Below are 12,028 nucleotides of genomic sequence, written 5' to 3'. Positions count from 1 at the left end.
ACCGGCCAAGCCCGCACCAACGACTACCACCGCCCCGAACGACTCCACCGACCACCCGAAGACGATCTAGATACGCCAAGCCCCAACGGCGACAAGGAAAGTCGGGCAGGTCCAGAAGACGACGCCGCGTGACCTAGGCCAGCGGTTCGTAGCCCGGGTTCGTGCCAAGAGATACACCCGGGTTGGCGCCAGGCGCGTCTTCGGAAAACACCTGCTGCGGCATGGGCCTGCAGCTGACGTCCATCGGCGACTGGTCCACGGAGCAGTACGGCAGGCGGTCCTCGGGGTCGGCCGCTGCTTGTGGAGCCGCGATCAGCGCGGCAACCGTGACCAGGCACGCCGCGAAGATCCTTGTCATAGTGCAACGGTACGCCGGGTAATACCGTGATGTGGTGGATCGATACGGCCGGGTGAAGCTGACCAACCCGGACAAGGTGCTGTACCCGGCGACGGGCACCACAAAAGCGGAAGTGTTCGACTACTACGTCAACATCGCCGAGGTGATGATCCCGCACATCGCCGGGCGTGCGGTCACTCGCAAGCGGTGGCCCAACGGCGTCGAGGAACCATCGTTCTTCGAAAAGCAGCTCGCGTCGTCGGCTCCTGACTGGCTCGACCGCGGATCGATCAGCCACAAGTCGGGCACGACGACGTACCCGATCATCAATAGCGCCGAGGGGCTGGCGTGGATCGCGCAGCAGGCGTCGCTGGAAGTCCATGTGCCGCAATGGCGATTCGTCAGTACCTGGACGCGGGAGCACGGTGCTGAGCAGACGCCAGGCCTCGCAACCCGGGTGGTGTTCGACTTGGACCCCGGTGAGGGCGTGACGTTCCGCCAACTCTGCGAGGTGGCACACGAGGTGCGCGAACTCATCGCCGGTATCGGGCTGGTCACCTTTCCGTTGACCAGCGGCAGCAAGGGTCTGCATCTATATGTGCCGCTTGAGAAGCCGATCAGCTCGCACGGTGCATCCGTGTTGGCCCGACGGATCGCGGTGCAGTTGGAGAAGACGATGCCCAAGCGGGTGACGGCCACGATGACCAAGAGCCTGCGAACCGGCAAGGTGTTCCTGGACTGGAGCCAGAACAACGGCAACAAGACGACGATTGCGCCGTACTCGCTGCGCGGCCGCGACGAACCGACGGTCGCCGCCCCACGCACCTGGGATGAAATCGAAGATCCCGATCTGCGGCACCTCCGCTTCGACGAGGTGCTGGAACGCGTGGCACGCGATGGTGACCTGTTGGCCGAGATGGACTCCGATGCACCAGTGGCCGATGCGCTCACCACCTACCGCAGCATGCGAGATGCTGGAAAGACACCCGAGCCGGTCCCCAACGCCGCGCCGACCGCGGGCAACGACAACTTCTTCGTCATACAGGAGCACCACGCCCGGCGACTGCACTACGACTTCCGGTTGGAGCGCAACGGCGTGCTGGTCAGTTGGGCAGTGCCGAAGAATCTGCCCGACACCCCGTCGGTCAACCATCTGGCCGTGCACACCGAGGACCATCCGTTCGAGTACGGCAGCTTCGAGGGAGAGATCCCGAAGGGTGAATACGGCGGTGGCAAGGTGATCATCTGGGACACCGGAACATACGAGACCGAGAAGTTCCGTGACCACGCGCCGGACGGCCCCGAGCGCGGGGGCGAGGTCATAATCACGTTGCACGGCAAGAAGATCGAGGGCCGTTACGCGCTTATCCAAACCAACGGCAAGAATTGGCTTGCGCACCGGATGAAGGAACAGGCCAACCCTCAGGCCAGCGACCTGGCCCCGATGCTCGCTACCGAAGGCTCGATCGCGAATCTCAAGGCCTCCCAATGGGCCTTCGAGGGCAAATGGGACGGATACCGCGTCATCGCCGAAGCGAACCGAGGCCGGCTGAGCCTGCGGTCACGGCGAGGCCGCGACGTCACACATGAATATCCTCAATTCAAAGCTCTGGCAGCCGATCTCGCCGATCATCACGTGATCCTCGATGGCGAAGCTGTGGCGCTCGACGACAACGGCGTGCCGAGTTTCAGCGAGATGCAGAACCGGGCCCGCTCCACCCGCGTCGAGTACTGGGCGTTCGACATCTTGCATCTCGACGGTCGATCGTTGTTGCGCGCCAAGTACTCTGACCGCCGCCGCCTGCTCGAGGCCTTGGCTGACGGCGGCGGGATCATCGTGCCCGACGCGCTACCAGGCGATGGTCCGCAAGCAATGGAACACGCCCGCAGGCACCGCTGGGAAGGTGTGATCGCCAAGAAGCTGGACTCGACCTACCAGCCAGGCCGGCGCTCGTCGTCTTGGATCAAGGACAAGATCTGGTGCACGCAGGAAGTGGTGATCGGTGGCTGGCGTCAAGGAGAGGGCGGGCGGTCCAGCGGAATCGGCGCACTGATGCTCGGCATCCCCGAGGATGGCGGGCTGCATTTCGCAGGCCGGGTCGGCACCGGGTTCACCGAAAAGGAACTGACGAAACTCAAGGGCATCCTCAAGCCGCTGCAGACCGACGAATCGCCGTTCAATACACGGCTTCCCACTCAGGACGCCAAGAATGTCACGTTCGTCCGCCCCGAATTGGTCGGCGAAGTACGTTACAGCGAACGGACTTCGGATGGCCGGCTGCGTCAGCCGAGTTGGCGCGGCCTGCGCCCGGATAAAGTTCCAGACGAAGTGCGCTGGGAATGATGGAGTAAATCCGGCGTTTATGCAGGTTTTGCTCGGTACCTTTGGAGCAAAGCACCGGCTTTTCTAAAGGGGGCGAGGCACCATGGCGGGCGAGATTGCGTCTGAGCTGGCAGCAGCCGGTTTCGAGGACGCCGTCGAAGTCGGCCGCGGCGGCGGCGGAGTCGTGTACCGCTGTTACCAGAAGTCCCTGGGGCGAATCGTCGCCGTGAAGGTGCTCGCGTCCAATCTCGACGAAGACGGCCGGGAACGTTTCATGCGTGAGGGCTACGCGATGGGGGGCCTTTCCGGCCATCCGAACATCGTGAACCTGTGGCAGGTCGGCGTCACCGAGAGCAGTCGGCCGTACATCGTGATGCCATATCACGCAGCGGGTTCCCTCGCGGCCCGGGTGCACCGCGACGGCAGGATCTCGTGGCCCGAGGCGTTGCGTATCGGCGTGAAATTGTGCGGCGCGTTGGAAACCGCCCATCGGGCAAACACACTGCATCGCGACATCAAGCCGGCCAATATTCTCGTCAACGATTACGGCGAGCCGCAACTGAGCGATTTCGGAACCGCGCGCATCGCCGGTGGATACAAAACGGTGACCGGGTTCTTCACCGGAACGCTCTCCTACACCGCGCCGGAGGTACTCGAGGGCAAGCCGCCGACCGCCGTGGCTGACGTGTACTCACTCGGCGCGACGATCTACGCGCTGATCGCAGGCCACGCCGCGCACGAGCGCAAGACCGACGAGGAACTCGTCGCACACTATCTGCGGATCACCTCGACGCCAGTGCCCGACCTGCGCGGCGAGGGAATCCCGGCCGACGTCTGCGCTGCGATCGAGAAGGCGATGTCGCTCGACCCGACCAAACGCCAGCAGTCGGCGGAGGAATTCGGCCGCGAGTTGCAACTGGCGCAGCGGCACAACGGGTTGGTCGCAGATCCGATGGCACTCAGCGAGCCCGCCGCTCACGTCCCTGAATCCTCGGGCGGCACGCAGTCACTGCCACTCTCGGAGCCGATCTCTGTGGCGCATCCGGCTGAGGCGCCGCCGATCCCACCGGCCGATTCGATAGCGCCCGCGGGGCCGCCGGACCCGAACATGTTCGCGCACACCTCGTCGGTCAGCGCGTCAAGCCTGCCGTGGCAAGCCCTGCGGCCCGGGCCCCCGCCGGACGCCCCACCGCAGCAGCGGAAGGGCAAGAGAATCCTGATCGTCGCAGGCGCCCTTGCGGCCGTGCTGATTTTGGTGATCGGCGGCATCTTCGTCGTCACGTCGCTGCGCAAGCCCGGCGGCGGCCCGCCCGCGCCACCGCCGAGTCAACCGACCGTCGAAGCGCAGGCCGGTTGGCGTCCGATCGCGGACGCGCGCGTCGCGCTCGACGCGGTTACCGCGACCGAGGCCGACGGCACGATCTGGATCTTCGGCGGGATGGCGGCCGACAACCGCGTCACCGGAAGCCACGAAGGCTATGACCCCAGCATCGACAGCTGGAAGGGCGGCGAGGACCTGCCCGTGCCCGTGCAACACGCGATGTCCGCGACGTGGAAGGACACCCCCGTCGTGCTCGGGGGCTGGCGAACCGAAGGCGCCAACCCGAAGGTCGCGACGGATCGGGTGTGGCGGATCGTGAACAGCCAGTGGACGGAGTTGCCTCCGCTGCTGCAACCCCGCGCCGCAGGGGCAGCCGCCGTGGTGGGTGATCGCTTGATCGTCACCGGCGGTGTGGACGCCGCCGGCAAGCTGCTGAACACCACCGAGATATTCGACGGCAATTCATGGAAGCTCGGCGCCCCGATTCCAACTCCGCGGCAGATGCTGGGCGCGGCATCGGACGGCAAGCTGGTCTACGCCATCGGTGGCACCAACGGAACCGTTGACCTCGGGGCGGTCGAAGCCTACGACCCGGCCGCAGACACCTGGACGAGCCTGCCCGAGGTGCCGGGGCGACGCAGTGACTTCGGCACCACGGTCACCGACGGCCGGCTGGTGGTCGTGGGGGGCGTCTCGCAGGGTGAGGTCCTCAGCAGCGTCGTCGCATTCGATCTCGCCACCAAATCGTGGAATGGGTTGCCGGACTTGGGAACTGCGCGCCACGGGTTGGCGGTGGCCAGCGTCAGGAAGAGCGTGTATGCGGTCGGCGGGTCGACTAGCGTAGGCGATGACCAAGTCACATCATCGGCCGAGGCGCTGAAGCTGGCGCCGCGTAAACCTCAGCCTGCGCCGCAATGGCGCGCGCTGCCCGATGCGCCGACCGCGCGGCTGATGACGGCGTGGACCGTGATCGGCGACGAGATCTGGATCGCGGGCGGAATGACCCACGGCGACACCCTGCAAACCGTCGAGAGCTACAACACCCAAACGGGTGAGTGGAAAACGCAGCCGCCCTTGCCCATTCCGCTGAACCATGCGACAGCGGCGACCTATCGCGGGGGGATGGTGGTGATCGGCGGTGCCGAGGACGCCATCGCCGCCGCCTCGAACAAAGTCTTCGCCTTCCGCGACGGTAAGTGGTCAGAGCTTCCGCCGCTGGCCCATGCCCGTGCCGCCGCGGCGGCAGCCGTCGTCAACGACAAGCTCGTGGTCGTCGGCGGACAAAACGAGAAGAAGCTCGTCGCGCAGACTGAGGTGTTCGACGGCAATACCTGGACGCAGGCCGCCGATATGCCCACTCCCCGTGAGCATTTGGCGGCGGTGTCAGACGGCGTCTACGTGTACACCATTGGCGGGCGGTTCTTGAGTGCCGACGAGAACTCGCCGGTGTTCGAGCGATTCGACCCCGTATCCGGGAACTGGGAAAAGCTCGCGAACATGCCGACGCCGCGCGGGAGCTACGGTGCTGCATTCATCGACGGCCGGATCGTCGCCGTCGGCGGCGAAGAGCCGACGCGCGTACTGGCCACCGTCGAGATGTATGACATCGCCAGCGCGAAGTGGCGCTCGGTGGCTCCGATCAACACGCCGGTGCACGGCGAGGCGGTGGCCGCCGTCGGCACGACTGTCTACGTCATCGGAGGCGCCGACCGACCGACACACGAAGGCCCGGTCGCGACCGTCGAGGCCCTCGACTTCATTTAGGGGTGTCGCGCAGCTGGGCGATGGTGACAGCGCCGCGCCGCAGCGCTTCGTTGGCCAGCCGGACTCGCCGGTCTCCCTCAGAGGGGATCGCGAACTTGTCGTACATGTTCTGCAGGTGCTGTTTGACGGCGGCCTCGGTCACGAACAGCTCGGTGGCCATCCGCTTCACCGACGCCGGCTCGGGGAAGGGGTCATCGGAGACCAGGGGGCGGCACAAGACCACGAGCACGTCAAGTTCGCGCCTGGTGAGCTGTGGCGGCTGCTCGACGGGTTTGGCCATCACGGTTTCCTCGTCGAGTTTTCCTGCCCCCGAGTCGCGCACCTCCCAGAAGATCAGCCGTGTCTTGCCGACACGCACCTCGTCTTTGGACCGCAGGACGCGTTCGGCGGTGATCCGTTCGCCGTTGAGATACGTGCCGTTGCGGCTGCCCATGTCCCGGATCGACCACGCAAACCCGAGGTTCTCCAACACGGCGTGCAACCGGGAGACGGTTTCGTCGTGCTCGAGGGGCACCTCGTTGCTCGAGGCCTTACCGATGGTCACTCGCTGACCGGTCAACGGGATCAATTCCCGGCCGGACGGCTTCGACACTTCCAAGTGGCACGACATGGTGGCAATTCTGGCCCAAGCGCCGCGGGTCGTCGGACAATTCCTCGACGACCCGCGGCGGGGTGCGGCCAGGTCATGCGGTCTGGGGCGGACCGATGACCTTCCGGGCGGCCGCGGTGGCACGCTTGACCAGGGCGGTTTCCAGGATCGGGGGCCACGGCCACTCGCTACGCTCCCGTCCGCGCGGCGCCTTCAGGAAGGCGAGCCCGAGGACGAAACCGAAGATCAAGTGCCCGACCAGGGTGATGATGACGGTGGCGGGATTCAGCGGGAACATCATCTCCTCGCCGCGCGGAAGCAGCGCGACGGTTGCCATCAAGCCCGCCCAGGTGGGGAAGACAGCGAAGGCGACCGAGGCCAGCACCGCGTAGACGCTCTTCCACCGATCGATGCCCAGCGCGAACGCGACAACGAAGAAGGCAACACCCAGTCCGCCCGCGTCGCCGATGTAGCGCCAGATGTAGCCGACCGCCGCACTGCCCGTGGTGTCCGGCTCGCCGGTGACAAAGGAGCCCATCACCGGGATGAAGTCGCCCATCAGCCCGAGGACGTGCACGGCGAACAGCCGGGCCCCGTCGTAGACGATGCAGGCCACCATGCCTGCCATCAGGCCACGGCCGACGATCATGTCGGTCCGGTGGGGTGCGAACACGACAAGCGTTCCCAGCAGCGCGGTCAGCACGATCACGACTATCGATGTCGTGCCCTGCGACACCAGGCCGGAAACGTCGACCGAGATCCCGAGGATCGGAATCGACGCCAGCAGGATGACCAGTGCCATGCGAGCGATCTCCCACTTGCTGGGCGGCCGCTTGGCGGTGCCCAGGTCGACGTAGCGCTGTCGCACGGTGTTGGCGACTTTGGCCACGACCGGCAGGTCGAGCGCGCGCATCCGCACTGTCTTGCCGTCCATGCCGCTGACCGCCTTCGGCAGTGCCTTGGTCGGCAACTCGGCAAGGCGCACCCGCGTCGTCTTGGCGTCGATGATGCGCATCCGCACCGTCTTCTCCGTCGTCGTCATGGCATTCATCGTCGCCAGCGCCAAGCGGTTGCGTAATCGCTGAAAAGTTAGATTTCCCCGTTCGAGGGGAAGGTTTCCCTATCCGCCGGGTAAGGCGTCAGCGCTGCCCGCGGGGCTCGAGCGCCGACTTGACATCGACGATCGGTGTCCCGTCGATCGCCTCCAGACCCTGCACGCGAACCAGCAGATCGTCGACAGCCAGGACGGTGACCTGGTGAATGCCGAGCGGATTCGGTCGATGCTGTGACCTGGTCGCGAACACTCCGCGCATCGGCCTGCTGGTGTCCCCGCGGGGGTGCACCTGCAGCACGGTCCGGTCGGCGAGGTGCAGCCACGTGACGACGACGACGTCGTCGCCTGCGGTCAACCCGTCGAGCGCGTCTTGCACACCGGGCTCGAACACCAGCCAGCAGGCGGGGGCGCCTTCGTCTGGCTGGCGCGCGGCCGCCGACGGATCGGTCACCGGTGACTGGACGTGACCGATCGGTCGCAGCGTGAAGTCGTCGGACATCTCAGGTGATCGTGACGCCGCCGTCGACCACGATGGTTTGGCCGGTGACGAATCCGCCTGCATCGGAGGCCAGCCAGACCAGCGTCGCCGCCAACTCGTGCGGATCGCCCATGCGCCCCAACAACACTCGCGGCTTGAGGCTTTCGATGTAGCCGGGCGCGTAGGCGTCGGTCATCTCGGATTCGAAGAAGCCCGGCGCGATCGCGTTGACGCGGATGCCCTTGCGAGAACCCCACTGCTGGGCCAAGTCCCGGGTCAGGCCCGACACGCCGGCCTTGCTCGCGCTGTAGGCGGCCTGCGGCAACCCCGCGGTGGTGATGCCGAGCACGCTGGAGATGTTGACGATGGAACTGCCCGGCTGCATGACCTTCGCGCAAGCCTGTGCGGCCCAATAGGACCCGTTGAGGTTGATGTCGATCACCGCGCGGAACTCGTCGGGTGTCTCCCGGGTTGCGGGCACCGCTGTGCCCACACCTGCGTTGTTGACCAACACGTCGACATGGCCGAACTCGGTCATCGCGGCGTCCACCATCGCCTGGCACTGCGCGGGGTCGGCGACATCCGTCGCAACCGTGACGGCGCGCCGCCCGGCGTCTTCGACGAGACGTGCTGTGGCGTAGAGCTTGTCGACGCGTCTGGCCGCCAGGACCACGTCGGCACCCGCCTCCGCGCATGCCTGAGCGAATGACACACCTAAACCGGAGGACGCACCGGTGACGATGACGACCTTGTCGTCGAGTCGGAACTTGTCTAGTACGGACACCCGGTCAGGCTAATCGACGCCGTCGTACGCCAAGAATCCCGTCAGAGAACCGGTGTATGGTGCGAATACCGGGGGTTGAGCCCCAGCCCCGTTGCTTGTTCCCCCCCATGCGGGAGGTGATCACAATCGACACATTCGCATCGAAAGTCGAACAGCCGGCCCGTTGGCAGGTCAGACTCACCGACGCCGGTGAAGCCGAGCGCTTCCTCGAGGAGGCGTACGGCGTGAGGTTGAGGCTGCGCTGGAACGCTGAACGGCGCCGCGACGACGCACTGCTGACCCATGTTCGCAGGGCGGCGGGGACATTCGCCGTCGACGAGGTGCGGGTGGCCGGCGACGTCGAGGCCGCCCCAGATCCGATGAACAAGGTCATCGGCATATGGACGGCCAGGGGCAGCGTCACCAGCGAGTGCGCAGGGTTGTCCGTCGCAGCCGCCGCGGATCAGGTCGCGCTGCTGAGCCAGCCGGATCTTCCGCACCGTTCCCGTGTCAACGATCTGCGCGCGACAGCGGTCCTGCTCGATCCCGCAGTGGTGGCCAGCGTTGCCGCGGGCGTTCCGACCGGGCAGGCGCCGGCGCCGATACGGTTCACGAGCCTGCAACCGGTGGACGAGGCGGCCGGACGGTTGTGGAAGAACACCGTCGCCTACGTGGTACGGACCGTGTTGTCGGGCGACGTCCCCCTCACGCCGCTGATTGCAGGCCATGCAAGCCGGCTGCTGGCCGCGGTGATGCTCTCGACGTTCCCGAACACCGCCGGGCCGCAGACGACGACAGCTGACCTCACCGACGGCAGGCCGGTGTTATTGCGCCGCGCCATCGAATACATGGACGCCAACGCAACCAACGACATCTCGCTGGCCGACATCGCCGAGACCATTCATGTCACGCCCCGAACGGTGCAGTACATGTTCCGGCGTCATCTGGACTCGACGCCACTGCAGTATCTGCGGCGGATCCGGCTTCACTATGCGCACCTGGAGCTCTCGGCCGCTGACCGCAGACACGACACGGTCACCGAGATCGCCGCGCGCTGGGGATTTGCCCATACCGGACGGTTCGCGGTGCTCTACCGTCAGACGTACGGGCAAAGCCCTCACCAGACCTTGCGGGGGTGAACAACACGGCAATCGGGGACCAGTCGGCGCAATCGCGAGCAGATTGCGCCAGGGGGCGCGCAGACGAATTGCGTACGCGTCTCGACGAGTTGGCTCACGGCTTGCCGGTGACTACTGCGGCGGTGCAACAGGCGAAGGTGCGTGCGGGCGAAGCCCTCGAACGGGCCCGCCTGGCACATCACGCCGCGGCCAACCGGCATGTCGACGCGGAAGAGGCCCATCTGCGAGCGGCCGCGGTCCACGAGCAGGTCGCCATGCAGGCCAGTGATCGCAACGTCGGTGCTCATCAAGACGCCGCCGAGCGTCACCGCGAAGCCGCCGCGTTCCACCGACTGGCCGCGGGCGAGCAACGGATCGCCGAGGAGAACGACGCGCGACAGCAGCTCTAGGCCTGCGCCTCCATCAACAGCACGGCACCGTTGATGGAATTCGCGGAGTCGCGAAAAGCCGTGCAGGACACGCGGATCCGTAGCGACCGCCCACGCCGGTTGATCGCGTCGACGGTCGCCTCGCCGAACGAGTCGAGGTCGACGAACGCCTTACCGATCAGCTGCTTGACCTCGTCCATAGGCAGCCCGAAGTCCAGATCGGGCAGCATCGCCCCGACCGTCTCCTCGGTCCGCAGGCCCCACAACTCTTCGCAGCCGCGATTCCAGATCAGTACCCGCATCTCCTTGTCGACGACCGTCATGCCCAGGTAGATCGAGTCGACCAGCGAGTCGACGAATGTTCGGGCGGTCTCGAGTTCGACGCTGCGGGACCGCAATTCGTCGTTGATCGTGTGCAGCTCGTCGTTGGTCGACTGCAGCTCCTCGTTCATCGTCTCGAGCTCTTCGTTGGTGGATTGTAGTTCTTCGTTGGTGGTTTCGAGTTCCTCGATAGTCGACTGCAATTCTTCGTTGGTGGTCTCGAGCTCTTCGTTGGTGGATTGCAGTTCCTCGTAAGCGGTTTCGAGTTGCTTGTTCGCGTCGACGACCTTGTCGACCAATACCTTGTTGGTGGTCACGTCGAAATAGGCGATGGATATGCCGAGCACACCGTTGTCGGAATCCGTCAGCGGATTGATGTGAACCTCATACCAGCTGGTTTCCCCACTTGCCCGTTGCCACTGCACATCCGGCACCAAGGCGGCCCGCCGATTGTGCTTGACCTGATCGAGGTACGTTCGGAGCTCCAACGGCCGGTAAGACACTTCGAGGTCGCGCAGTAGCCGACCGACATCGCGGGCCGACAGGCCGAAGATCTGCTCTGCACGCTCGTTGACCATCGCCACCGTGTCATCGCCGGTCACCACGATCTGGGGCACCGGGTTGGAACGAAAGGCCAGTTCCCGCACCGCGTTGAGACCAGCCAACTCGCCGTGGCGTAGCAGCGCGGCTGAGGAGTCGTACTTTTCGACAGCCACATGTGAACCCGTCGCCTTCCGGAACACCCTGGCTTCGAGGTTGATCGGGGTGAACCGGTCGGAATGGCTCAGCAGCATCTCAGCGTGGCCAAGGAACAGGATGCCGTGTGGGCCAAGCGCGTAATGCAGGCGGTTCAACACGCCGCGCTGTGTCTCGCCGTTCATGTACATCAGGGTGTTGCGGCACGACAACAGGTCGACCCGCGAGATCGGCGCGTCTCTGACCAGATCGTTGCGGCCGAATATGACGGCGCGGCGCAGGTCCTTGCGGATGTTGAACCGGTCGGCGGTGCGATCGAAGTACTTGTCCAACAACTCTTTTGGAACAGACTCGACCGCTTTGGCTTCGTAACTCGCCGCCCGCGCCTGCGCAAGGGCGTGCTCGTCGATGTCGGTGGCGTAGATCTTGACCCGCCGGCTGAACGCGTCGACGCCGAGCGCCTCGGCAAGCACCATCGCCAGGCTGTACGGCTCCTCGCCGGAAGCACAACCGGCAGTCCACACGCGGACGGGATCGTTCGGTCCGATCCCGGCGAGCAGGCTGGGTATGACGTCGGTCTTGAGAAACTCCCACGCGGACGGATCGCGGAAGAATGTCGTCACATTGATCAAGATCGTGTTGAAGAGCTCGTTGAACTCGTCGGCGCTGGCCTGCAGCGTGTCGAGGTACCGCTCGAAAGAGTCAGCGCCGATTCTCTCCATCCGGTGACGCACCCGACGCATCAGCGACGAGCGCTTGTAACCCGTGAAATCGAAACCCCGGGAATCGCGCATATAGCGCAATAAAGCCTCGAAAGCCTCGTCGCCTACTTGCTCGTCCATCACGTCCCGTCCGCCGAGTGGCCTTCCGTGAAC

At 65.3% G+C, this 12,028-nt stretch carries 10 protein-coding genes; 4 read left to right on the top strand and 6 right to left on the bottom strand.

Annotation, left to right across the window (positions count from 1 at the left end; translation table 11 throughout):
- Positions 1-133: 133 nt before the first annotated feature.
- Positions 134-358 carry a hypothetical protein gene (locus GGC64_RS34485; protein ID WP_192727125.1) on the bottom strand — a complete coding sequence of 75 codons (225 nt, stop codon included), beginning with the start codon at positions 356-358 and terminating at the stop codon, positions 134-136.
- A gap of 31 nt (positions 359-389) precedes the next feature.
- Between GGC64_RS34485 and GGC64_RS34480 the strand changes: the two genes are divergently transcribed.
- The gene (locus GGC64_RS34480) at positions 390-2,681 is read left to right on the top strand and encodes an ATP-dependent DNA ligase (protein ID WP_192727124.1); all 2,292 of its coding nucleotides are present in this window, start codon (positions 390-392) and stop codon (positions 2,679-2,681) included.
- 82 nt (positions 2,682-2,763) lie between these two features.
- A complete protein-coding gene (locus GGC64_RS34475; protein WP_192727123.1) occupies positions 2,764-5,745 on the top strand; it encodes a serine/threonine-protein kinase in 2,982 nt (993 codons plus the stop codon).
- Here the strand turns inward: GGC64_RS34475 and GGC64_RS34470 are convergent.
- From GGC64_RS34470 to GGC64_RS34455, 4 genes are all read right to left on the bottom strand, one after another.
- Positions 5,738-6,355 (bottom strand): FHA domain-containing protein, encoded by a 618-nt coding sequence (locus GGC64_RS34470; protein WP_192727122.1) that lies wholly within the window; start codon positions 6,353-6,355, stop codon positions 5,738-5,740. The genes GGC64_RS34475 and GGC64_RS34470 overlap by 8 nt on opposite strands.
- Before the next feature lie 73 nt (positions 6,356-6,428).
- Positions 6,429-7,376 (bottom strand): hypothetical protein, encoded by a 948-nt coding sequence (locus tag GGC64_RS34465; protein ID WP_192727121.1) that lies wholly within the window; start codon positions 7,374-7,376, stop codon positions 6,429-6,431.
- Between the two features lie 97 nt (positions 7,377-7,473).
- Positions 7,474-7,887, bottom strand: coding sequence for a tRNA (N6-threonylcarbamoyladenosine(37)-N6)-methyltransferase TrmO (gene tsaA / locus GGC64_RS34460; RefSeq protein WP_192727120.1), 414 nt, complete (start codon positions 7,885-7,887; stop codon positions 7,474-7,476).
- A 1-nt stretch (position 7,888) separates the two neighbouring features.
- Complete coding sequence (locus GGC64_RS34455; protein ID WP_192727119.1) at positions 7,889-8,650, bottom strand: SDR family oxidoreductase; 762 nt, start codon at positions 8,648-8,650, stop codon at positions 7,889-7,891.
- A 107-nt stretch (positions 8,651-8,757) separates the two neighbouring features.
- Here GGC64_RS34455 and GGC64_RS34450 point away from each other — a divergent pair, with 107 nt between their 5' ends.
- Both GGC64_RS34450 and GGC64_RS34445 read left to right on the top strand, forming a co-directional pair.
- Positions 8,758-9,768 carry an AraC family transcriptional regulator gene (locus GGC64_RS34450; protein WP_225952890.1) on the top strand — a complete coding sequence of 337 codons (1,011 nt, stop codon included), beginning with the start codon at positions 8,758-8,760 and terminating at the stop codon, positions 9,766-9,768.
- Positions 9,765-10,157 (top strand): hypothetical protein, encoded by a 393-nt coding sequence (locus GGC64_RS34445; RefSeq protein ID WP_192727117.1) that lies wholly within the window; start codon positions 9,765-9,767, stop codon positions 10,155-10,157. Before GGC64_RS34450 ends, GGC64_RS34445 begins: the two co-directional genes overlap by 4 nt.
- On the opposite strand, the gene GGC64_RS34440 is transcribed toward GGC64_RS34445, so the two are convergent.
- Positions 10,154-11,995 carry a CheR family methyltransferase gene (locus GGC64_RS34440; RefSeq protein ID WP_192727116.1) on the bottom strand — a complete coding sequence of 614 codons (1,842 nt, stop codon included), beginning with the start codon at positions 11,993-11,995 and terminating at the stop codon, positions 10,154-10,156. The two genes, GGC64_RS34445 and GGC64_RS34440, sit on opposite strands and share 4 nt — an antisense overlap.
- Positions 11,996-12,028 lie beyond the last annotated feature (33 nt).

This window comes from Mycobacterium sp. OAS707, assembly GCF_014873705.1.
Classification (GTDB): domain Bacteria; phylum Actinomycetota; class Actinomycetes; order Mycobacteriales; family Mycobacteriaceae; genus Mycobacterium.
This window is presented reverse-complemented; position numbering and strand designations above follow the sequence as displayed.